The sequence below is a fragment of the Streptomyces sp. W1SF4 genome (genome assembly GCF_003950035.1).
Taxonomy (GTDB): Bacteria; Actinomycetota; Actinomycetes; order Streptomycetales; family Streptomycetaceae; genus Streptomyces; species Streptomyces racemochromogenes.
In genome coordinates this window covers 3,022,561-3,045,612 of the sequence record NZ_CP034350.1, presented here as the reverse complement: position 1 = coordinate 3,045,612, position 23,052 = coordinate 3,022,561, and the positions used below count along the sequence as shown (strand labels likewise).

Below are 23,052 nucleotides of genomic sequence, written 5' to 3'. Positions count from 1 at the left end.
GGCTCCGCCTCGGCCCCCGTCCCCGGGGGCGCCGCCCCGGGCCCCCGCGTCCCGGACGCCGTCGGGCCGGGTTCCTACAGCAGGGCGTCGGCGTGGTCTCCGCCCGCCTCCGCGACGATCTCGGACGGGGACTGGGCCCGGCGGGCCAGGGTGAAGCGGAGGCCGCCGCCCGGGCCGTCGGTCGTGAAGCCGTGGACCGCCGGGCGGGGGAGGCTGTTGTAGCCGTAGTGGGCCGTGAAGGCGTACGCGCCCGTGTCCGGGACGGCGATCACGTCGCCCGGGAAGAGTTCCGGCAGCTCCCGGGCGGCGGCCAGCAGGTCCCCCGCGAAGCAGGCCGGGCCCGCGACGTCCTGGGTGAGCGGCGGCCCGGTCCTGGGGGCGCCCTGGGCGTCGTACGCCAGGATCCGCAGCGGCCAGGCGGCCGGGGCGTACACGGTGCGGGTGGCCAGCTGGACGCCCGCGTGGGTCAGGGCGATGCGGCGGCCGCCGGTGGTCTTCGTGTACTCGACCCGCGCCAGCACCAGCCCGTGCTTGGCCAGCAGCGACCGCCCGAACTCGGTGACCAGCCCGTACGAGCCGTCGAAGAGCGCCGGGACGGCGGCGCGCAGGGCTGCCACGTACTCCGCGTACGAGGGCGCGTGCGCGTCCGAGGTGAAGTCCACCGGCAGCCCGCCGCCGATGTCGAGGGTGTCGACGCGGCGCTCCCCGGCCGCCGCGTTGATCTCCCCGGCCAGCCCGTGCAGCTCCCGCACCCCCTCGGCGATCAGCTCCAGCGGTACGCCCTGCGAGCCCGAGTGGATGTGCAGGCGGGTCAGCCACGGCCGCTCCGCGTAGGCCCGTACGAGCCGCTCGCGCGCCCCCGGATCGCGCAGCGCGAAGCCGAACTTGGAGGTGGCGGTGGCCGTGGACAGGGCGCCGATGGACCCGGCGCCGGTCTGCGGGTTGATCCGCAGCCCGACGGGGGAGCGGGTGGGGGCCGCCGCCACCAGGGCGTCGAGGCGTTCCAGCTCCTGGTGGTTGTCGGCGTTGACGGCGATCCCCAGGGCCAGCGCCCCGCGCAGCTCGGCCGCCGTCTTCGCGGGGGAGTCCAGCACCGTCCGCTCCGCCGGGACCCCGGCCGCCCGCACCAGCGCCAGCTCGCCGGGGCTGGCCGCCTCGCAGCCCAGCCCGCAGCCGTCGAGCAGCCGCAGCACGGGCACCAGCGGGGCGGCCTTCACGGCGAAGGTGTGCAGGACGGGCGTCCCGGGAGCCACCGCGGCCGCGAAGGCCTCCGTCAGGGCGGCGGCGGAGGCGCGGATACCGGCCACGTCGAGCAGGCAGACCACCGGCTCGCGGTCCAGCAGCCCCTGCTCCACGGCGGCCCGTACGGCCCGGTCGCGGCGCTGCGCGGCGCCCTGCGCGTGCGTGTCTGCGGCCATGGCGCCATCCCATCATCAGGCCGACCCGCCCGCAGCTGTTGACTGGAACTATTCATGCGGCGAGGATGTGAATGGATTGACCAACATCGGAGGAGGCACCAGCCATGTCAGGACCCCGCCCCGTACGGGCCGCGCGAGGCACCGAGCTCAGCACCCTGGGATGGCAGCAGGAGGCCGCCCTCCGGATGCTGCAGAACAACCTCGACCCCGAGGTCGCGGAACACCCCGACAAGCTCGTCGTCTACGGCGGCACCGGCAAGGCCGCCCGCGACTGGCGCTCCTTCGACGCCATGGTCCGCACCCTGCGCACCCTCAAGCAGGACGAGACCATGCTGGTCCAGTCCGGCCGCCCGGTCGGCGTGATGCAGACCCACGAATGGGCGCCGCGCGTCCTGCTCGCCAACTCCAACCTGGTCGGCGACTGGGCCAACTGGGAGGAGTTCCGCCGCCTGGAGCACCTCGGCCTGACCATGTACGGCCAGATGACCGCCGGCTCCTGGATCTACATCGGCACCCAGGGCATCCTCCAGGGCACGTACGAGACCTTCGCGGCCGTCGCCGCCAAGAAGTTCGGCGGCACCCTCGCCGGCACCATCACCCTCACCGCCGGCCTCGGCGGCATGGGCGGCGCCCAGCCGCTGGCCGTGACGATGAACGACGGCGTCGCGATCTGCATCGACGTCGACCCGCGCGCCATCGAGCGCCGCATCGAGCACCGCTACCTGGACGTGAAGGCCGACAGCCTCGCCCACGCCCTCCAGCTGGCCACCGAGGCCCGCGACGCCCGCCGCCCGCTGTCCATCGGCCTCCTCGGCAACGCCGCCGAGCTGCTCCCGCAGATGCTGGCCGAGGGCGCGCCGATCGACATCGTCACCGACCAGACGAGCGCCCACGACCCGCTGTCCTACCTGCCGGTCGGCGTCGACTTCGAGGACATGGCCGACGCCGCCGCCAAGGACCCGGCCGGCTTCACCACCCGCGCCCGCGAGTCCATGGCCCGGCACGTCGAGGCCATGGTCGGCTTCATGGACGCCGGCGCCGAGGTCTTCGACTACGGCAACTCCATCCGCGGCGAGGCCCAGCTGGCCGGCTACGACCGCGCCTTCGCCTTCCCTGGTTTCGTCCCCGCCTACATCCGCCCCCTCTTCTGCGAGGGCAAGGGCCCCTTCCGCTGGGCCGCCCTGTCCGGCGAGGCCTCGGACATCGCCAAGACCGACAAGGCGATGCTGGAGCTCTTCCCGGAGAACGAGTCCCTGCACCGCTGGCTCAAGATGGCCGGCGAGCGCGTCCACTTCCAGGGCCTGCCGGCGCGCATCTGCTGGCTCGGCTACGGCGAGCGCGACCGGGCCGGCGAGCGCTTCAACGACATGGTCGCGAGCGGCGAGCTGGCCGCCCCGCTGGCCATCGGCCGCGACCACCTCGACTGCGGCTCCGTCGCCTCCCCGTACCGCGAGACCGAGGCCATGCTCGACGGCTCCGACGCCATCGCCGACTGGCCGCTGCTGAACGCCATGGTCAACGTGGCCTCCGGCGCCTCCTGGGTCTCCATCCACCACGGCGGCGGCGTCGGCATGGGCCGCTCCATCCACGCCGGCCAGGTCACCGTCGCCGACGGCACCCCGCTGGCCGGCGAGAAGATCCGCCGCGTCCTCACCAACGACCCCGGCATGGGCGTCATCCGCCACGTCGACGCCGGCTACGACATCGCCGAGGACGTCGCCGACGAGCGCGGCGTCCGCGTCCCGATGCGCGAGGGTGACTCCGCGTGACCGAGGGCTCCGCTCGAACCGGGGGCTCCGCCCCCGCCCCCCGGGGCTCCGCCCCGGGGGGCCCGGCCGCCGGGGCCGGGGGCTCCTTCCACGCCATGTGGGACGAGCTGCGGCCCATCGGCCGCGACAGCGGCAGCGGCGGGTACCGCAGGTACGCCTGGACCGGCGCCGACACCGACTGCCGGGCCTGGTTCCGGGGGCAGGCCGAGGCGCGCGGGCTCGCGTACGAGGTGGACCGCAACGGCAACCAGTGGGCCTGGCTCGGCGACCCCCTCGCGGGCGACGCCGTGGTCACCGGCTCCCACCTGGACTCCGTCCCCGACGGCGGGGCCTTCGACGGCCCCCTCGGCGTGGTCTCCTCCTTCGCCGCCCTCGACGAGCTCCGCGCCCGCGGCACCGCCCTCACCCGGCCCCTGGCCATCACCAACTTCGGTGACGAGGAGGGCGCCCGCTTCGGGCTGGCCTGCGTCGGCTCCCGGCTCGCCGCCGGACAGCTGACCAAGGAGAAGGCGTACGAACTGCGCGACGCCGACGGCGTCAGCCTGCCGCAGGCCATGGAGGCCGCCGGGTACGACCCCGGCTCCATCGGCGCCGACCCCGAACGCCTCTCCCGCATCGGCGCCTTCGTCGAACTCCACGTCGAACAGGGCCGCGCCCTCGACCTGTCCGGCGACCGCGTCGGCATCGCCTCCGCGATCTGGCCGCACGGCCGCTGGCGGTTCGACTTCCACGGCGAGGCCAACCACGCGGGCACCACCCGCCTCGTGGACCGCCGCGACCCGATGCTCACCTACGCGGAGACCGTCCTGGCCGCCCGCCGGGAGGCGGCCCTCGCCGGCGCCGTCGCCACCTTCGGCAAGATCTCCGTCGAGCCGAACGGCGTCAACGCCATCCCCTCGCTCGTCCGGGGCTGGCTCGACTCCCGCGCCGCCGACCAGGCCACCCTCGACACGGTCGTCACGGCCGTCGAGAAGGCCGCCCGCGAGCACGCCGACCGCGACGGCATCGACCTGAACGTCGTACGGGAGTCCTTCACCCCCGTCGTCGAGTTCGAGCACGCCCTGCGCGACGAGCTCAACCGGATCCTCGGCGGATCCGTCCCCGTCCTCGGCACGGGCGCGGGACACGACGCCGGGATCCTCTCCGCGTCCGTCCCGACCGCGATGCTGTTCGTACGCAACCCCACCGGCGTCTCCCACTCGCCGCGGGAGTTCGCGGCCGAGGACGACTGCGTCGCCGGAGTCCTCGCACTCGCCGACGTACTGGAAGGCCTGGCATGCCGCTGAAGACGTACTGGCTGGAGCACGCCTGGCTCGGCGCAGCCGTCGAGCCGGGCGTCACCCTGGAGGTCTCCGCCGACGGGCGCATCGCCGCCCTGCGCACCGGGACCGACACCCCGCCCCCCGGCGCGGAGGTCCTGCGCGGCCTGACCCTCCCGGGCCTCGCCAACGCCCACAGCCACGCCTTCCACCGGGCACTGCGCTCCGCCGTGCAGGTCGGCTCGGGCACCTTCTGGACCTGGCGCGACGTCATGTACAAGGTCGCCCAGAACCTCACCCCCGAGAGCTACCACGACCTGGCCCGCGCCGTGTACGCGGAGATGGCCCTGGCCGGCATCACCAACGTCGGCGAGTTCCACTACGTCCACCACGCGCCGGGCGGCACCCCGTACGCCGACCCCAACGCCATGGGCGAGGCCCTCATCGAGGCCGCCGCCGCGGCGGGCATCCGCATCACCCTCCTCGACACCGCGTACCTCTCCTCCGGCTTCGGCGAGGCCCCGAACGAGCACCAGAAGCGGTTCTCCGACGGCACCGCCGACGCCTGGGCCGAACGGGTCTCCGCCCTCAAGCCCCGCGAACACGCGCTGATCGGCGCGGCGGTCCACTCCGTACGGGCCGTCCCGGCCGGACAGCTCGCCACGGTCGCCGGCTGGGCGCAGGACCGGCGGGCCCCGCTGCACGTCCACCTGTCCGAGCAGACCGCGGAGAACGACGCCTGCCAGGCCGCCCACGGGCGCACGCCCACGCAGCTGCTCGCCGACCACGGCGTCCTCGGCCCGCGCACCACCGGCGTGCACAACACGCACCTGACGGACGCGGACATCGCCCTCCTCGGCGGGACCACGACCGGCACCTGCATGTGCCCCACCACCGAACGCGACCTCGCCGACGGCATCGGCCCGGCCGGCCTGCTCCAGCGGGCGGGCAGCCCGCTGTCGCTGGGCAGCGACAGCCACGCCGTGATCGACCTGCTGGAGGAGGCCCGCGCGATGGAGCTCAACGAGCGCCTCGCCAGCCGCACCCGGGGCCACTGGACGGCGAACGCCCTGCTCCGCGCCGCCACCGAGGACGGCCACGCCGCGCTCGGGCTCCCGGACGCGGGCCGCCTGGAGACGGGCGCCCTGGCCGACTTCACCACCGTCGCGCTGGACTCCGTACGCACCGCCGGCCCGCCGCCGCGGCTCGGCGCGGAGACGGCCGTCTTCGCGGCCTCGGCCGCCGACGTCCGCCACACGGTGGTCGCCGGCCGCCACGTGGTCCGCGACGGTCACCACACCCTGGTCGGGGACGTGGCCGGGGCCCTGGCCGCCGCCATCGCCGCCGTCCGCGACTGACGCCGGACCCCCCCCGAGAGGAACCCCGTGTCCACCACCCTGATCACCCGCATCGGCAGCCTCGTCACCAACGACCCCGCCCAGGGCGACGGCACCCCCCTCGGCCTGATCGAGGACGCCGCCCTCGTCATCGACGGCGACACCGTCGTCTGGACCGGCCCCGCCGCCTCGGCCCCCGCCGCCGACGCGTCCTTCGACGCGCAGGGCCGCGCCGTCATCCCCGGGTTCGTCGACTCGCACAGCCACCTCGTCTTCGCCGGCGACCGCACCGCCGAGTTCAACGCCCGGATGTCCGGCCGCAGCTACTCCGCCGGCGGCATCCGCACCACCGTCGCCGCCACCCGCGCCGCCACCGACGCGGAGCTGGAGGCCAACCTGCTGCGCCACCTCGACGAGGCCCGCCGCCAGGGCACCACCACCTTCGAGACCAAGTCCGGCTACGGCCTCACCGTCGCCGACGAGGCCCGCGCCCTGCGCATCGCCTCCCAGCACACCGAGGAGGTCACCTACCTCGGCGCGCACATCGTCTCCCCGGACTACGCCGACGACCCGGCCGGCTACGTCGGCCTCGTCACCGGCGAGATGCTGGCCGCCTGCGCCCCGTACGCCCGCTGGGTGGACGTCTTCTGCGAGAAGGGCGCCTTCGACGGCGACCAGGCCCGCGCGATCCTGACCGCCGGCGCCGCCGCCGGGCTGATCCCGCGCGTGCACGCCAACCAGCTCTCGTACGGGCCCGGCGTGCAGCTCGCCGTGGAGCTCGAGGCGGCCTCCGCCGACCACTGCACCCACCTCACCGACGCCGACGTGGACGCCCTCGCCCAGGCCGCCGGGACCACCGTCGCCACCCTGCTGCCCGGCGCCGAGTTCTCCACCCGCGCCCAGTGGCCCGACGCCCGCCGGCTGCTCGACGCGGGCGCCACGGTCGCCCTGTCCACCGACTGCAACCCCGGGTCCTCGTACACGAGTTCCATGCCGTTCTGCATCGCGCTCGCCGTCCGGGACATGGGCATGACCCCCGACGAGGCGCTGTGGGCCGCCACCGCCGGCGGGGCCCGCGCGCTGCGCCGGAACGACATCGGCCGGCTGGCGCCCGGCGCCCGCGCGGACCTGGCGCTCCTCGACGCCCCGAGCCACGTCCACCTCGCCTACCGCCCGGGCGTGCCGCTGGTCTCCGCCGTCTGGCAGCGGGGGGTCCGCGCCGCCTGAGCGGCGGCCGGAACGCCGGCCGCCGGACCGCCCGAAGTGCCGTTCGCCCTTTGTCTTCCCTCCGTGAGGTCCCGGGCGTACCTTGTGCCACCGATCTGATGTGTCGTCAGTAACTTGTGGCCCGAGGGGAAGACGAAGGTGTCCGACCGGAAACGCTCCACCGCACTCGCGCCGGCGCTCGCGCTCGCGCTCGCCGGGTCCGCGGTCCTGCTCGCCGCCCCCGCGGCCCACGCCGACGTGGTCGACGTCGAGTACAAGTGCCAGACCCCGATCGGGGACAAGTCGGCGGTCTCGCCCATCGACATCAAGGCCGTCAAGGAGGGCGACGGCTACAAGCTGACGATGTCCTTCCAGAAGGGCGTCTCCTCCAGCCCCATCGAGCTCGGCAAGGGCGCGATGAACCCCAGCGCCGTGATCATGACCGACGGCGCCGAGAAGGTCTCCGTGCCGGTCTCCGGCCCGCCCAACCCCGAGGCCGTGCCCGCCAACACCCCCATCAGGATCACCGACCTGTCGGGCACCTACACCCCGAAGAAGAGCGGCAAGGTCACCTTCACCGCGGGCGTCCTCACCATCAAGGCCATGGGGACCACCACCACCTGCAACCCGGGCAACAGCCCCAAGCCGTCCCTGGAGACGGACGTCACCGCCGCCGGCGGCGGCGCCCCGCAGACCGGCGGCGACGGCGGTGGCGGTGGCGGGGACACCCTCCCGCAGACCGGCCCCGCCGACTCCGCCCTCGCCCTCGGCACCCTCGGCGCCACCGTCCTCCTCTCCGGCGCCGCCGGGGTGCTCTGGCTGACCCGGCGCGGCCGGCAGCCCCAGCGCACCCGGCCCTGAACGGAGGCGCCCGCCCGTGCCCCCCATCCCCGCACGACGCGGCCGCAGGCTGCTCGCCGCCGCCCTCCTCGCCGCGGCCACCCTCCACGCCGCCCCGGCCGCGGCCGTGTCCGCCGGGCCCGCTACCGCCGCCGGGCCCGCCGCACCCGCTGAGCCTGCCGGGCCCGGCTGGACCGCCGCGCCCGCTACCGCCCGGCCCGGTGCGGCGCGGCCGTACTTCTACCTCGCGGGGCCCGCCGGCACCGTCCTGGAGGACCGCCTCGCCCTCGACAACCCCGGCGACCGCGAGTACACCGTCACCCTGCGCGGGGCCGACGCCGACAACGCCCCGGACGGCGCCCTCGCCGTGCGCCCCGCCGCGCCGGGGGCCTCCGGCGCGGGATCGTGGATCAGCTTCGGCGGCTCCGCCACCGTCAGGCTCCCGCCCCGGACCCGCGCGGTGGTCCCCTTCACCGTCACCGTGCCGGCCGCGGCCCCGCCCGGCGACCACCCCGCCGCCGTCGTCGCAGGCGGGCCCGGCCGGGAGACGGGCGTACGGATCCACCTGCGCGTCGATGGCCCGGCCGTGGCCGCCCTCACCGTCGAGGACGTCTCCGTACGCGGTCACGGCCCGGCCACCACGGTGGACTACACCCTGGTCAACCGGGGCAACGTGACCCTCACCCCCGCACTCGCCCTGCGCGCCGAGGCCGCCCTGCACGAGCCGGCCGGCCGGCCCGCCCGCGCCCTGCCCGTCGAGCTGCTGCCCGGCCGGCGGGCCCGGCTGAGCGAACCCTGGCCCGACGCGCCCGCCCTCGACCGGGTGGCCCTGACCCTCACCGCCACCGCCCCCGGCGCCGCCCCGGCCACCGCCGAGGCCGAAGCCTGGCTGGCCCCCGGCGGCGCCACCGGCCTGGCCGCCGGCGCCCTGCTCGCCCTCGCCGGGACCGCCCTGGCCGCGCTGCTCCTCGTACGGGCCCGGCGCACCCGGCGCACGGCGACGCGGGAGGCGCCGACCCAGGGGGACGCGGCGGCGGACGACCACGAGCCGACGGGACCGACCCTGCTGACCGAATTGACGGGAGCACCCAGGTGAGCCGCACGGCCGGCGCGAAGGCCGCATCCCCCCTCGGCGCGGCCCTGGCGGCGCTCGCCCTCGCCCTGCTGCCGCTGCTCGCGGCGGGCGCCCCGGCCGCCGCGGCCGAGGGCAAGCCCACCGCGGCGCTGTCCCTCCAGGAGGCGGCCAAGGGCACCGAGATCACGGTCACCGGCACCGGCTGGCGGCCGAAGACCCTGGTCATGCTGCTGGTCTGCGGCCAGAACATGATCGGCGGCACCAACAGCTGCGCCAACGCCGACGGCACGGCCGTCTCCGTCACCGACGACGGCCGTTTCACCGCCCGGCTGCCGGTCGCGGAGCCGCCCAAGCCCTGCCCGTGCGTGGTCAACGTGACCTCCGTCAACGGGGACCAGTCCACGGTGGCCGTGCCGGTCAGGATCACCGGCCATCCGGTGGCCGACCTGCCCGCCGAGTCCGGCACGGCCCGCCTCGCGATGCTGACGGGCGTGCGGCTGAGGGGCGAGGACGGGGTGCTGACCTGGTTCGGCGCGCCGCCCGGCCGCACGTTCACCGCCACCGTCGGCAACCTCGGCTCGGCCCCGGTCAAGGACCCCGTCTTCCAGCTCGGCACCGCGCGGGGGGTCTTCGCCCCGGTGTGGGAGGAGGCCCGCTGGAAGGGGACGATCCCGCCCGGCGGCAAGGCGGAGGTCGCGCTGGAGGTGGCCCTGCCGGCGGGCGCCCACGGCGACTACACCGTCTCCCTCAAGTACGGGGACACGGTCCTGGCCGCCCAGCCCTGGGGCGTGGACCGCCCGTACGGGGTGCTGCTCTTCTGGGGCCTGCTGCTGGTGGTCATCCCGACGGCGCTCTTCCGTGCGGGCATGGCCGTCGTCGACCGGGTCCGCCCCCGCGCGGGTACCCCCGGCCGCCACCGGGGCCCGAAGGCCGCCCCGGACCCGGCGGCGGTGACCGCCCGGCTGCCCCGGGTCACGGCCGCCGGGGCCGCCGGGGCTCGGCCGCCGGCGCTCCCCTGGTTCACCCCGCAGCCGGAACCGCGGGACGCGGGACCCCCACAGACATCCGCACCGTCCGATCACAGTCCGACGACGAAGGGACCATCGTGAAGACCCAACGGAGGGCGAGCGCGGCCTTGGTCGCGCTGCTGCTCAGCGGCGCGGGTGTCGCCGTGGCGGCTTCCCCCGCCCAGGCCGCCGAAGCCACGTTCAAGGTCAAGTGCGTGCCGCCGGCCGGCGGCGGCGACCCGGTGGAGGGCGAGACCACCGCCAAGATCACCGCACCGGCTGCGGCCAAGGTCGGCGACGAGGTCGACGTGTCGTGGGAGACGGTGAAGCCGGCCTCGAACAACACGGACCTGATGGTGATCCCGAAGGACTCGGTCCAGCCCACGGGCTGGCTCACCGTCGGCGGCGGGGGAGGGGAGGTCAAGGTCGTCGGGGAGAAGAAGAACCCGGAGATCCCGAAGAAGGCCCCCATGGTGATGTCCACCATGAAGGGCAAGCTGAAGCTGACCAAGGCCGGCAAGATCACCGTGACCCCCGGCAAGTACGAGGTCGCGGTGACCTTCTCCTTCGGCACCTTCGTCACCAAGTGCGCCCCGGTGGGCGAGGTGAAGGGCGGGGCGGTCATCGACGTGACGGACGGCGGCGGCACGGGCGGCACGACGACGGGCGGTACGACGACCGGCGGCACCACCACCGGCGGTACGACGACGGGCGGCACCACCACCGGCGGTACGACGACGGGCGGCACCACCACCGGCGGCGCGACCACGGGCGGCTCGGGCGGAGGCACCGGCGGCAGCGGCGGTCAGACCGACTTCCCGGGCAAGGCGGTCGAGGTGGCGTACGACTGCGGCGCGGTCGTCCCCGGCGGCATCAAGACCCCGGTCACCGTCAACGCCAGGAAGAACGCCGGCGGCGCCTTCGACCTCACCGTCAAGACCGCGAAGGGTGCCATGGCCGCCCCCATGGCCCTGCCCGCGGGGGCCCTCAAGCCCTCCATGGACATCAAGCTCGGCGGCGCCGACAGCGGCACGGTCAAGGTCACCGGCCCGGCCAACGCCGAGCCGATCCCGGACAAGGCACCGGTCAGCCTCAGCGACATGACGGGCACCTACAAGCCCGGCAAGTCGGGCAAGGTGACGCTGAGCCCCGACCAGCTGACGATCGACGTCACGATGGCCCCGGGCTCGACCCCGATCAACGTGCCCTGCAAGGCGACCGGCAGCGGTGTCTCCCTGGAGCTGGACACCACCGCCCAGCCGGGCGGCTCCGGCTCCACCTCCTCCGGCTCCGCGGCCTCCGGCAGCGCCGGCCCGGGCGGCCTCGCCGAGACCGGCGCCGACGACGACGGCGGCCTCAAGGCCCTCGGGCTGGTCGCGGGCACCGTGATCCTCCTCGGCGGCGCGGTCTTCACCTTCACCCCGTGGCGCCGCCTGCGCGGCACCCGCTGACGGACCCCGGAACGCGCAACGGCCCGGCACACCTTCCGGTGTGCCGGGCCGTTGCGCGTTCGTGCGGGGTGCGTCAGTGCACGTCGCCCATGAGGGCCTGGACCTTCTTGCGGTACGTGTAGACCGCGAAGCCGGCCAGGGCCGCGGCGGCGGCCTGGAAGCCGATCACCCACGTGCCGTTCAGGTCGACACCGGCGATGGAGAGCAGACTGGTGGTGCAGTCACCGGCGGTGACCGCGAGGAACCAGACGCCCATCATCTGGGAGGCGTACTTCTGCGGGGCCATCTTGGTGGTGACCGAGAGGCCGACCGGGGAGACGCACAGCTCACCGATGGTCTGGATCATGTAGATCGAGACGAGCCACATCGGGGAGACCTTGGTGTCGCCCGTCGCCATGCCCATCGGGACGATGAAGACGAAGAACGAGGCGCCGATCAGGACCAGGCCCATCGCGAACTTCACGATGGTGTTCGGCTCCTGGTTCTTGCGCGCCAGCCACAGCCACGCCCAGGCGAAGACCGGGGCCAGCGCCATCACGAACAGCGGGTTCAGCGACTGGTACCAGGTGGCCGAGAACTCGAAGCCGAAGACGGTGTCGGCGGTCTTGGAGTCGGCGAACAGGGACAGCGTGGAGCCACCCTGGTCGTAGATCATCCAGAAGACGGCGGCGGCGATGAAGAACCAGATGTAGGCCGTCATCTTCGACTGCTCGGCGCCAGAGAGGTCCTTGTCGCGCTTGATGCGGACCAGGACGGCGATCGGGATGAGCAGGCCGGCCAGCGTCAGCGGGACCAGGGCCCAGTTGAGCGTGTACATGCCCAGGGCGACGACGGCGCCGTAGAAGACGGCGACGGCCACGACGACCAGGGCGCCCTTGGTCAGGACGGCCTTGCGCTCTTCCGGCGTCAGCGGGTTCGGGACCTGGCTGCTCTTCGGGCTCAGGTTCTTGGTGCCGATCAGGAACTGGGCGAGGCCCAGGCCCATGCCGACGGCCGCGAGCGCGAAGCCGAGGTGCCAGTTGTGCTCCTTGCCGATCGTGCCGACGACGAAGGGAGCGACGAAGGCACCGAGGTTGATGCCGATGTAGAAGAGGGTGAAGCCACCGTCACGGCGCGGGTCGTCCGGACCGTCGTAGAGGTGGCCGACCATCGTGGAGATGTTGGCCTTCAGCAGACCGGAGCCCGCCGCGACCAGGATCAGACCGACGAAGAACATCGCCTGGCCGGGGAGCGCCAGGGAGAGGTGACCCGCCATGATGATGAAGCCGGCGATGGCGACCGTCTTGCGGGCGCCCCAGACGCGGTCACCGAACCAGCCGCCGGGCATGGCCATCAGGTAGACCATCGAGACGTACACGGAGTAGATGGCCGTGGTCGTCGCCGCGGTCATGGCCAGACCGCCGCCCTGGCTGCCCGTGGCGGCGTCGGCGCCGCCCGAGACCAGGTAGTAGACGAGAAGGGCCCGCATGCCGTAGTAGGAGAACCGCTCCCACATCTCGGTCATGAACAGAGTGGCCAGGCCACGGGGGTGGCCGAAGAAGGTCTTTTCGGGCGCCGGAGTCGCCGAGTCCTTCGTCAGGCTGGAAGCCATGGTCGATCCTTGCTTGCTCGGGACGCTTGGCTTCGTGAGCTGTTCAGCGCCCGGTGGGGGTTGGCCGGCACCGGCGACGGATGTCCCACCCCACGCCCTGGGGTCTCGTGTCCCGCTATGGCGGGGTGACGGGGCAGCCGTAACCGGGATCCACGCCCCGCGCGCCTCCTCGCGCGCCGGGCCCGGCCCATAGGTCATTCACTGTCATCTGGGCCGGAATGAACCGACCAGAGCAGAATTTGAGGTTCTTCGCGCGGATTTGAGCGCAAATATCCCCTCGGTAGTGCATCGGGCGTTCCGCCACCATACGACAGGGCACCGATGCATATGGAAGGGCTTGAGAGATGGATCACAGGCATTCCGGGAACCGATACGTCATGTTCGAAGGCGGGTAGTAGTCCATAACCCCAGTTCGAGAGGGGTGTGCGGGCAAGCGCCTGCTTTCAGCCGCCGCGGACTACCATCACCCACATGACGCGTGTACTGCTCGCCGAGGACGACGCATCCATCTCGGAACCCCTCGCCCGCGCCCTGCGCCGGGAAGGGTACGAGGTCGAGGTCCGGGAGGACGGCCCCACCGCCCTGGACGCCGGACTGCAGGGCGGCGTCGACCTCGTCGTCCTGGACCTCGGCCTGCCCGGCATGGACGGCCTGGAGGTGGCCCGGCGACTGCGCGCCGAGGGTCACGGCTTCCCCATCCTGGTGCTGACCGCCCGGGCCGACGAGGTCGACACCGTCGTCGGCCTCGACGCCGGCGCCGACGACTACGTGACCAAGCCCTTCCGCCTCGCCGAGCTGCTGGCCCGCGTACGGGCCCTGCTGCGGCGCGGCGCGGGCGAGGCCAGCCAGGCCCCCGCCACCCACGGCGTGCGCATCGACGTCGAGTCGCACCGCGCCTGGATGGGGGAGGAGGAGCTCCAGCTCACCGCCAAGGAGTTCGACCTGCTGCGCGTCCTGGTCCGCGACGCCGGCCGGGTCGTCACCCGCGACCAGCTGATGCGCGAGGTCTGGGACACCACCTGGTGGTCCTCCACCAAGACCCTCGACATGCACATCTCCTGGCTGCGCAAGAAGCTCGGCGACGACGCCGCCAACCCCCGCTACATCGCGACCGTCCGCGGCGTCGGCTTCCGCTTCGAGAAGAGCTGACACCCAGGGCATGCGCCGCCGCCTCATCAACTCCACGCTCGCCGTGGTGCTCGTCGTGATCGCCGTGTTCGGGGTCTCCCTCGTCATCGTGGAGACCCGGACCATCACCAGCAGCGCCCAGGACCGCATCGGCTCCGAGGCGCTGCGGCTGCTCGGCATCGTCGAGGCGGACGCCCTGGAGCACAAGCCCGTCGACGCGGGCGCCCTCGCCGAGCAGCTCGACCTCGGCACGTACGCCCGCATCACCGTCCCCGGCCGGCCGGTCGTCGAGGTCGGCGACCGGATCGAGGACAGCGTCATCCGCGGCACCGCCCGCGGCGAACAGGGCATGCACGTGGTGGTCGAGGAGTCCCGGGCCACCGTCACCAAGGAGGTCGGGCGGACCCTGGCGGTGGTCGGCGCGGTGGCGCTGCTGGCCGTCGTCGCGGCCGTACTGCTCGCCGTACGCCAGGCCAACCGGCTGGCCTCCCCGCTCACCGACCTCGCCGAGACCGCCGAACGGCTCGGCTCGGGCGACCCGCGGCCCCGGCACAAGCGCTACGGGGTCCCCGAGCTGGACCGCGTCGCCGACGTGCTGGACTCCAGCGCCGAGCGGATCGCCCGCATGCTGACCGCCGAGCGGCGCCTGGCCGCCGACGCCTCCCACCAGCTGCGCACCCCCCTGACCGCCCTGTCGATGCGGCTGGAGGAGATCACGGTCACCGACGACCTGGAGACCGTACGGGAGGAGGCGAGCATCGCCCTCACCCAGGTGGAGCGGCTCACGGACGTGGTGCAGCGGCTGCTGACGAACTCCCGGGACCCGCGGACCGGCTCGGCGGTCCCCTTCGACCTGGACGAGGTCGTCAAGCAGCAGGTGGAGGAGTGGCGGCCCGCCTACCGCAGCGCCGGCCGGGCCGTGGTCCGCTCCGGCAAGACCGGCATGCGGGCCGTCGGCACCCCCGGGGCGGTCTCCCAGGTCCTGGCGACCCTCGTGGAGAACGCGCTGATGCACGGCGGCGGCACCGTCGCCCTGCGCACCCGCGTGACCGGCAACCAGGCCGTCATCGAGGTCACGGACGAGGGCCCCGGCGTCCCGCCCGACCTCGGCAACCGGATCTTCGAGCGGGCCATCAGCGGCCGCAACTCCACCGGCATCGGCCTGGCCGTCGCCCGGGACCTCGCGGAAGCGGACGGCGGCCGTCTGGAACTGCTCCAGAGCCGGCCGCCGGTGTTCGCGCTCTTCCTCAGCCGCACCGCCCCGGAGCGCGCGGAGCCGGAGCGTACGGTCAGGTAGCCGTCGGGGGGCCGTCAGCCCTGGTTGGCGGCGGGCTCGGGGGTCCGGGGGGTCGCGGGCTCTTCGTGCCCGTCGCGCTGCTCGACGACCAGCGAGTGCGCGGCCGGCGTGGGCAGGGCCTTGAAGACCCAGGTCCGGTAGGACCAGAAGCGGAACACGGTCGCCACGCCCATGCCGACGAACTTGAAGACGTTGTTGGCGAGCGAGCCGTCGAAGCCGAAGCCGTACGTGCCGACGTAGAGCACGCCGCTCTCGATGACCATGCCGATCCCGCTGAACAGGACGAAGAGGAGCATCTCGCGGCGCCGGCTGCCCAGGTCGCGGTCACGGTAGGTGAAGTAGCGGAACCCCACGTAGTTCGTGATGATCGCGACCACGATGGCTATGACGTTCGCGCGCACCGTCTGCAGGTCGGTCGTGTTGCGCAGCAGGTTGAAGACGCCGAAGTTGACCAGGACGCCCGCTCCGCCGACCGCCCCGAACTTGACGGCCTCCCGGGCGAGACCGCGCAGGCGCTCGGACAGCGGTACGGCGTTCGGCGTGCTGCTCATGTGATGGTTCAGTCCTGTCCGTCGTCGTCGCCCCGCGGCGGCGCGTCACCCGATCTCGTCAACCACACCATGCTAAGTGTCCCCCGCGGCGGGAGTCCGCGCCCCGGCACCCCGTGCGACGCACGGCACACGGGGCCCTCGGGGGCCACCGGCGGGTCCGCGCCAGGGTCACGTCCGAATGGCGGAATACCGCCGGATACCCTGGAGGCGTGACGTTCCCGGTAGTCGGCATGGTCGGCGGCGGACAGCTCGCCCGCATGACCCACGAGGCGGGTATCCCCCTCGGCATCAGATTCAAGATCCTCAGTGACACCCCACAGGACTCGGCGGCCCAGGTCGTGAGCGACGTCGTCATCGGCGACTATCGCGACCTGGAGACGTTGCGCGCCTTCGCGCGCGGCTGCGACGTGATCACCTTCGATCACGAGCACGTACCCACCGAGCACCTCCGGGCCCTGGAGTCGGACGGCATCCCCGTCCGGCCGGGGCCCGACGCGTTGGTGCACGCCCAGGACAAGGGGGTGATGCGCGCCAAGCTCGACGAGATCGGCGCGCCCAGCCCCCGCCACCGGATCGTGAGCGATCCGGCGGACGTGGCGGCCTTCGCGCAGGAGGTCGGCGGGTTCCCCGTCATCCTCAAGACGGTGCGCGGCGGGTACGACGGCAAGGGCGTGTGGTTCGTCCGCACCCCCGAGGACGCGGAGGCGCCGTTCAAGGCGGGCGTCCCCGTCCTGGCGGAGGAGAAGGTGGACTACGTCCGCGAGCTCGCCGCCAACATCGTCCGCTCCCCGCACGGCCAGGCGGTGGCCTACCCCGTCGTCGAGTCCATCCAGGTGGACGGGGTCTGCGACACGGTGATCGCCCCCGCCCCCGACCTCTCCGAAGCCCTCGGCGGCGAGGCCCAGGCCCTGGCCCTGCGCATCGCCAAGGAACTCGGCGTGACCGGCCACCTGGCCGTGGAGCTGTTCGAGACCACCGACGGCCGCATCCTCGTCAACGAACTGGCCATGCGCCCGCACAACAGCGGCCACTGGACCCAGGACGGTGCGGTCACCTCCCAGTTCGCCAACCACGTCCGCGCGGTCCTGGACCTCCCCCTGGGCGACCCGCGCCCCCGGGCCCGCTGGACGGTCATGGCGAACGTGCTCGGCGGGGACTACCCCGACATGTACGCGGGCTACCTGCACTGCATGGCCCACGACCCGCAGGTGAAGATCCACATGTACGGCAAGGACGTGAAACACGGCCGCAAGGTCGGCCACGTCAACGCATACGGCGACGACCTGGACGATGTGCTGGAGCGCGCACGTCACGCAGCCGGCTACCTCAGAGGAACGATCACCGAATGAGCACCTCCCCCGTCGTAGGCATCGTCATGGGCTCGGACTCCGACTGGCCGGTCATGGAGGCCGCGGCCCAGGCCCTGGACGAGTTCGAGATCCCCTACGAGGTCGACGTCGTCTCCGCCCACCGCATGCCGCGCGAGATGGTGGCGTACGGCGAGCAGGCAGCCGGCCGCGGCCTGAAGGCGATCATCGCGGGCGCGGGCGGAGCCGCCCACCTGCCCGGGATGCTCGCCTCCGTCACCCCGCTGCCCGTCATCGGCGTGCCGGTCCCGCTGAAGTACCTCGACGGCATGGACTCGCTGCTGTCGATCGTGCAGATGCCCGCCGGGGTCCCCGTCGCGACCGTCTCCGTCGCCGGAGCGCGCAACGCGGGCCTGCTGGCCGTACGCATGCTGGCCGCGCACGACCCGGAGCTGCTCGGCCGGATGCGCGAGTTCCAGCAGGAGCTGAACGACCAGGCCACCGAGAAGGGCAAGCGGCTGCGGACGAAGGTCGCGGGCTCGGGCTCCTTCGGGTTCGGCAAGTGAGCGCGGCGGACCTGCTGGCGCAGGCCCGGGAGCTGCTCACCGAGTACCCGGTCGTCGACGGGCACAACGACCTGCCCTGGGCGCTGCGCCAGCAGGTCCGCTACGACCTCGACCGGCGGGACATCGCCGGCGACCAGTCGGACCACCTGCACACCGACCTGCCCCGGCTCCGCGCCGGCGGGGTCGGCGCCCAGTTCTGGTCCGTGTACGTGCGCTCCGACTACAGCGGCGACGAGGCGGTCAGCGCCACCCTGGAGCAGATCGACGCCGTCGGCCAGCTGATCACCCGTTACCCGGACTCGCTGGTGCGCGCGCTGACGGCGGACGACATGGAGGCGGCCCGCGCCGAGGGCCGGATCGCCTCGCTGATGGGTGCCGAGGGCGGGCACTCCATCAACAACTCGCTCGCCACCCTCCGCGCCCTGCACCAGCTGGGCGTGCGGTACATGACGCTCACCCACAACGACACCATCGACTGGGCGGACTCGGCGACCGACGAACCCCGCCACGGCGGGCTCACCCGCTTCGGCCGCGAGGTGGTGCGCGAGATGAACCGCATCGGGATGCTCGTGGACCTCTCGCACGTCGCCGCGACGACGATGCGCGACGCCCTCGACACCTCCCGGGCGCCGGTGATCTTCTCGCACTCCTCGGCGCGCGCGGTCTGCGACCACCCGCGCAACGTCCCCGACGACGTGCTGGAGCGGCTGCCCGGCAACGGCGGGGTGGCGATGGCCACGTTCGTGCCCAAGTTCATCCTCCCCGCCGCCGTCGAGTGGACCCTGGCGGCGGACGAGAACCTGCGCGCGCACGGCTTCCACCACCTCGACACCACCCCGGAGGCGATGGCCCTGCACCGGGAGTTCGAGGCGGCCCGGCCGCGCCCGGTGGCCACCGCCGCCACCGTCGCCGACCACCTGGACCACATGCGCGAGGTGGCCGGCATCGACCACGTCGGCATCGGCGGCGACTTCGACGGCACCGCGTTCACCCCGGCGGGGCTGGACGACGTGTCGGGCTACCCGAACCTGATCGCGGAGCTGATCGGGCGCGGCTGGTCCCGGGCCGACCTGGCGAAGCTGACCTGGTCCAACGCGGTACGGGTGCTGCGCGACGCGGAATCGACCTCCCGCGCCCTCTCGGCCACCACGGGCCCCTCGAACGCCCACCCCTGACCCCCGGCCCCACCCTGCCCCGGCCCGGGCCGGGGCAGGGGGAACCACCCGAACGCCACATCCGCCGGGCGGCCCCGGTGCACCGCGTGGCACGGTGGCAGCACCTTCTCTCCCTGCTGCCGCCGAGACCGGAGCCACTGCCATGGCCGATCTGCAGGATGAACCCCACTCCGTGGGCGTCGGAGCCGAAGACGTCCCCGCTCCCGCCTTCACGGGCGGCGCCCTCGACCGCGCAGCCGAGCTGCTCGCCGTCCATCCCGTCGCGGACGGGTGCAACACCCTCGTCTGGACCCTGCGCCAGAGCCCGTACCACGACATCGACACCCCCGACACCGGCGTCGACACCGACATCCCCCGGCTCCGCGCCGGCGGGGTGGGCGCCCAGTTCTGGACGCTGCTCGTGCCCCCGGGCCGGCCCCGCCCGGACGCCGCCGCCGACCAGGTGGTGTCCGACACCCTCGAACAGATCGACGTGGCGCGGTCCCTGATGCGCCGCTACCCCGACAGCCTGTGCCTGGCGCTGAGCGCCGACGACATGGCCGACGCCCGCAACCGGGGCCGGATCGCCTCGTTCCTCGGCCCCGTCCCCGGCAGTACGCTCACCGACTCCCTCGGCGCGCTGCGGGCCTTCCATGCGCTGGGCGTGCGCCTCCTCGCGCCCGCCGGCGCCCCCTGGGCCGAGGAGGGTCTGACGGCCTTCGGCCACGAGGTGGTCAAGGAGGTGAACCGGCTGGCGATGCTGCTGGACCTGACGGGCTGCCCGCCGGCCGCCGCCTGCCAGCTCGCGGCGGCGTCCAAGGCACCGGTGATCATCTCGAACACGGGGGCCGCCGCCCTCAACCCGCATCCGGGCAACGTCACCGACGAGGTGCTGCTCGCGCTGCGGGCGGCGAACGGCCTGGCGATGGTCACCTTCGACACCGCCCGGACCGGGGACTCCCTGCACGCGGTGGCCGACCACCTGGACCACGTACGGGCCATCGCGGGCCCGGAGGGCGTCGGACTCGGCGCGGCCTTCGGCGCCGAGCGGGGCGGGCCCCGCCCGGCCGGCCTCGCGGACCCCTCGGGCTACCCGCACCTGATCGCGGAACTCCTGGAACGCGGCTGGACGGAATCCGACCTGGCCCTGCTGACCTGGGGCAACGCCCAGAGGGTGCTGCGCGACGCGGAGTTCACGGCCCGCGCCGCCCAGCACCGCAGAGCGCCCTAGGGCCCCCTAGGCCGCAGCGGCCTCCGGCGCCGGCCCGCGCCGGACGGTCGCCTTCCACAGCCGGACCACGGACCACACCGTGGCGTAGAGCAGGAGGCCGTTGCGCAGGCACAGCAAGGCCGTGCCGAGCGCGCTGGTGGCGAGGATGTCCGCGTACCAGACCGGGAAGATCAGCGTGGTCAGCGCGTTGGCGGCGACGAGCAGCCAGGCGACCGGGCGCTGGGTGGTGTTCCTGGAGGTCAGGCAGACCGCGGCGAGGCCGAGCAGCCAGATCATGTACTGCGGGCTGATGACGCGGCTGGTGACCGTGAAGACCAGGATCGCGCAGAGCGCGGCGTCGAAAGGCGTCGCGCTCGTCCAGTGGTTCGCCCGGACGCGCCACAGCAGGAGCAGCAGGAAGCCGGCCAGGGTCAGGGCGAGCGAGGCCCGCGCGATGTCCGCCACGTACGGGCCGATGTACTCGAAGGCCCCGTACTGGAAGTCGATCCAGCCGGGCCACAGGTCCAGGAAGCGGGCCGCCATCAGGACGGAGCCGCCGAGGGACTCGACCTGCACGCCGCGGTCGCCCTGGTTGCCGAGGAAGCCGAGCGTGTCGCTGAACAGCGCCGCGAAGACGGCGAGCAGCGCCACGCAGGACAGCGCGGCCGCGACGACGGCGTCCCGCGTCGACCTGCCGCGCGGGGTGCCGAGCAGGGTCAGCAGCGGCCACACCTTGACCATCGCGCCGATGCCGGCGACGACCCCGCCGGCCCGGGGGCGGCTGCGCAGCGCGAGCAGCGCGAAGACCGCGAGCAGGGTGACCTGGATGTCGTAGCGCGCGAACGGGGTCGCCATCATCATCGGCAGCGCCGCCAGCCACAGCAGGGCGCCGGCCATGCTGCCGTCGCTCCTGCGCGCCGCCCGGACGAGGCCGAGCAGGACCACGCCGTCGCAGAGCACCGTCAGGGCCACGAAGGCCTGGAAGTAGGTGAGGAACGGCAGCAGGTCGGGGGAGAGGAAGACCGCCGCGGCGGCCGGCGGGTACTGCCACATGATGTCGTTCTGCGGCAGCGTCCAGGTGGACAGGACGTCGTACCAGTTGTGGTAGGTCGCGGTGACCTCCACGCGTACGAGGTTCGAGCTGAAGAAGTCGTTGACGAGCATCCAGAGCATCGCGGCCCGGCTGGCCAGCCAGAAGCCGGCGATGCCGGCGAGGGCGCCGCGTCCGCGCGCGGCCGCTTCGAAGGAGGTCCGCCGGCGGTGCGCGGCGGGCCCCGGCGCCGTGGCCGGCGCGGCCGGGTCGGCGGGGAGGCTGCTGGTCGTCGTCATGGCGTCAGGCCTGCGGCCGGCCCATCGCGCGGTACGTCCAGCCGGCCGCCCGCCAGCGCACCGGATCCAGGGCGTTGCGCCCGTCCAGGACGAGGCGGTCGGTGACGACGGCGCCGAGCTCGGCCGGGTCGAGGTCGCGGAACTCGCGCCACTCGGTGAGGTGCAGGACGACCTCGGCGCCGCGGGCCGCCGCCAGCGCGGAGTCCGCGTAGCCGAGGGTGGGGAAGACGCGGCGGGCGTTGTCCATGCCCTTGGGGTCGTAGACGGTGACCTGGCCGCCCTGGAGGTGGATCTGCCCGGCGACGTTGAGGGCGGGGGAGTCGCGGACGTCGTCGGAGTCGGGCTTGAAGGTGGCGCCGAGGACGGCGACCCGCTTGCCGAGGAAGGAGCCGCCGACGGCCTCGCGGGCCAGCTCGACCATGTGGCCGCGGCGGCGCATGTTGATGGAGTCGACCTCGCGCAGGAAGGTCAGGGCCTGGTCGGCGCCCAGCTCGCCGGCGCGGGCCATGAAGGCGCGGATGTCCTTGGGCAGGCAGCCGCCGCCGAAGCCGATCCCGGCGCGCAGGAACTTCGCGCCGATCCGCTCGTCGTGGCCGATGGCCTCGGCGAGCTTGACCACGTCGCCGCCGGCGGCCTCGCACACCTCCGCCATCGCGTTGATGAAGGAGATCTTGGTGGCCAGGAAGGAGTTGGCGGCCGTCTTGACCAGTTCCGCGGTCGGGAAGTCGGTGACCACCAGCGGGCTGCCCTCGGACATCGGGGTCTCGTACACCTCGCGCAGCAGCTTCTCGCCGCGTTCGCCCCGGACGCCGATGACGATCCGGTCGGGGTGCAGGGTGTCCTGCACCGCGAAGCCCTCGCGCAGGAACTCCGGGTTCCACGCCAGTTCGACGTCCGCGCCCGCCGGGGCCAGTTCCGCCAGCTTCGCCGCGAGCCGCGCCGCCGAGCCCACCGGCACGGTCGACTTGCCGACCACCAGCGCCGGCCCGTTCAGGTGCGGGGCGAGCGATTCGAACGCCGCGTCCACGTACGACATGTCGCAGGCGTACTCGCCGTGCTTCTGCGGGGTGTTCACGCACACGAAGTGGACGTCGCCGAACGCGCCGAGCTCCTCCCACGACCGCGTGAACCGCAGCCGGCCGGTGGATCCGGGCAGTCCCGCCACGTGCCGGGCGAGCAGCTCCTCCAGGCCGGGCTCGTACATCGGGGCCCGGCCGGCCTCCAGCATCGCGATCTTCTCCGGGACCACGTCCAGGCCCAGCACCTCGAAGCCGAGTTCCGCCATGGCCGCGGCGTGGGTGGCGCCGAGGTAGCCGGTACCGATCACGGTGATCTTGAGGGGGGCCATGGATGCTCCAGAGGTGCGGGGCCGTTTGCGGCCCCGAGCATAGTCGGGCCGGTCCGTGGGGACGTTCCCCGGAGCATCCGGCTGTCACGCAGCTCACGTACGCGCCGCATATCGCTGCACGGACGCCGGGAACTAGAATTTGGGTTACTTAACGGTAGTTAGCATCCCGCGCCGGGCGTGCGACAGCGACACACGGCTGTCGCGCCTTC

19 protein-coding genes are annotated in these 23,052 nt (G+C 73.6%); 14 read left to right on the top strand and 5 right to left on the bottom strand.

Going from position 1 to position 23,052, the window contains the following annotated elements; genetic code table 11:
• Positions 1–74: 74 nt before the first annotated feature.
• On the bottom strand, positions 75–1,418 hold the full coding sequence (locus tag D1J60_RS14070) for a diaminopimelate decarboxylase (RefSeq protein WP_125821330.1): 1,344 nt from the start codon (positions 1,416–1,418) through the stop codon (positions 75–77).
• Positions 1,419–1,522: 104 nt separating this feature from the next.
• Between D1J60_RS14070 and hutU the strand changes: the two genes are divergently transcribed.
• The 8 genes from hutU (at position 1,523) to D1J60_RS37250 (ending at position 11,362) form a co-directional block, all read left to right on the top strand.
• The gene (gene hutU, locus D1J60_RS14065; RefSeq protein WP_125597948.1) at positions 1,523–3,187 is read left to right on the top strand and encodes a urocanate hydratase; all 1,665 of its coding nucleotides are present in this window, start codon (positions 1,523–1,525) and stop codon (positions 3,185–3,187) included.
• A gap of 95 nt (positions 3,188–3,282) precedes the next feature.
• On the top strand, positions 3,283–4,473 hold the full coding sequence (locus D1J60_RS14060; protein WP_241253560.1) for an allantoate amidohydrolase: 1,191 nt from the start codon (positions 3,283–3,285) through the stop codon (positions 4,471–4,473).
• Entirely contained in the window at positions 4,464–5,804 is a 1,341-nt protein-coding gene (locus D1J60_RS14055; protein ID WP_125821328.1) for a formimidoylglutamate deiminase, read from the top strand. The genes D1J60_RS14060 and D1J60_RS14055 overlap by 10 nt, the downstream gene beginning before the upstream one ends.
• Positions 5,805–5,831: 27 nt before the next feature.
• On the top strand, positions 5,832–7,010 hold the full coding sequence (gene hutI, locus D1J60_RS14050) for an imidazolonepropionase (RefSeq protein WP_125821327.1): 1,179 nt from the start codon (positions 5,832–5,834) through the stop codon (positions 7,008–7,010).
• Positions 7,011–7,148: 138 nt separating this feature from the next.
• Positions 7,149–7,850, top strand: coding sequence for an LPXTG cell wall anchor domain-containing protein (locus tag D1J60_RS14045; protein WP_125821326.1), 702 nt, complete (start codon positions 7,149–7,151; stop codon positions 7,848–7,850).
• Between the two features lie 16 nt (positions 7,851–7,866).
• Positions 7,867–8,925 carry a hypothetical protein gene (locus D1J60_RS14040; protein WP_125821325.1) on the top strand — a complete coding sequence of 353 codons (1,059 nt, stop codon included), beginning with the start codon at positions 7,867–7,869 and terminating at the stop codon, positions 8,923–8,925.
• Positions 8,922–10,013, top strand: coding sequence for a hypothetical protein (locus D1J60_RS14035; RefSeq protein WP_125821324.1), 1,092 nt, complete (start codon positions 8,922–8,924; stop codon positions 10,011–10,013). Before D1J60_RS14040 ends, D1J60_RS14035 begins: the two co-directional genes overlap by 4 nt.
• Complete coding sequence (locus D1J60_RS37250) at positions 10,010–11,362, top strand: hypothetical protein (protein ID WP_164720897.1); 1,353 nt, start codon at positions 10,010–10,012, stop codon at positions 11,360–11,362. The genes D1J60_RS14035 and D1J60_RS37250 overlap by 4 nt, the downstream gene beginning before the upstream one ends.
• Before the next feature lie 73 nt (positions 11,363–11,435).
• Here D1J60_RS37250 and D1J60_RS14025 read toward each other — a convergent pair whose 3' ends face one another.
• The gene (locus D1J60_RS14025) at positions 11,436–12,953 is read right to left on the bottom strand and encodes an oligopeptide:H+ symporter (RefSeq protein ID WP_125821323.1); all 1,518 of its coding nucleotides are present in this window, start codon (positions 12,951–12,953) and stop codon (positions 11,436–11,438) included.
• Positions 12,954–13,424: 471 nt separating this feature from the next.
• Between D1J60_RS14025 and D1J60_RS14020 the strand changes: the two genes are divergently transcribed.
• Positions 13,425–14,102: a response regulator transcription factor gene (locus tag D1J60_RS14020; protein WP_125597921.1), complete on the top strand. Its 678-nt coding sequence runs from the start codon at positions 13,425–13,427 to the stop codon at positions 14,100–14,102.
• Between the two features lie 10 nt (positions 14,103–14,112).
• The gene (locus D1J60_RS14015; protein ID WP_125597918.1) at positions 14,113–15,378 is read left to right on the top strand and encodes an ATP-binding protein; all 1,266 of its coding nucleotides are present in this window, start codon (positions 14,113–14,115) and stop codon (positions 15,376–15,378) included.
• A 14-nt stretch (positions 15,379–15,392) separates the two neighbouring features.
• On the opposite strand, the gene D1J60_RS14010 is transcribed toward D1J60_RS14015, so the two are convergent.
• Positions 15,393–15,929 (bottom strand): GtrA family protein, encoded by a 537-nt coding sequence (locus D1J60_RS14010; protein WP_125597916.1) that lies wholly within the window; start codon positions 15,927–15,929, stop codon positions 15,393–15,395.
• 209 nt (positions 15,930–16,138) lie between these two features.
• Between D1J60_RS14010 and D1J60_RS14005 the strand changes: the two genes are divergently transcribed.
• The 4 genes from D1J60_RS14005 to D1J60_RS13990 all read left to right on the top strand — a co-directional run bounded on the left by D1J60_RS14005 (position 16,139) and on the right by D1J60_RS13990 (position 20,187).
• The gene (locus tag D1J60_RS14005; RefSeq protein WP_125597913.1) at positions 16,139–17,278 is read left to right on the top strand and encodes a 5-(carboxyamino)imidazole ribonucleotide synthase; all 1,140 of its coding nucleotides are present in this window, start codon (positions 16,139–16,141) and stop codon (positions 17,276–17,278) included.
• Positions 17,275–17,802, top strand: a complete 528-nt coding sequence (purE, locus tag D1J60_RS14000; RefSeq protein ID WP_125821322.1) for a 5-(carboxyamino)imidazole ribonucleotide mutase — start codon at positions 17,275–17,277, stop codon at positions 17,800–17,802. The genes D1J60_RS14005 and purE overlap by 4 nt, the downstream gene beginning before the upstream one ends.
• Complete coding sequence (locus D1J60_RS13995; protein ID WP_125821321.1) at positions 17,799–18,977, top strand: dipeptidase; 1,179 nt, start codon at positions 17,799–17,801, stop codon at positions 18,975–18,977. Before purE ends, D1J60_RS13995 begins: the two co-directional genes overlap by 4 nt.
• 142 nt (positions 18,978–19,119) lie before the next feature.
• On the top strand, positions 19,120–20,187 hold the full coding sequence (locus D1J60_RS13990) for a membrane dipeptidase (protein WP_164720896.1): 1,068 nt from the start codon (positions 19,120–19,122) through the stop codon (positions 20,185–20,187).
• A 6-nt stretch (positions 20,188–20,193) separates the two neighbouring features.
• Here D1J60_RS13990 and D1J60_RS13985 read toward each other — a convergent pair whose 3' ends face one another.
• Complete coding sequence (locus tag D1J60_RS13985) at positions 20,194–21,495, bottom strand: glycosyltransferase family 87 protein (protein ID WP_125821319.1); 1,302 nt, start codon at positions 21,493–21,495, stop codon at positions 20,194–20,196.
• 4 nt (positions 21,496–21,499) lie between these two features.
• Positions 21,500–22,843, bottom strand: a complete 1,344-nt coding sequence (locus D1J60_RS13980; RefSeq protein WP_125821318.1) for a UDP-glucose/GDP-mannose dehydrogenase family protein — start codon at positions 22,841–22,843, stop codon at positions 21,500–21,502.
• Positions 22,844–23,052: the final 209 nt, after the last annotated feature.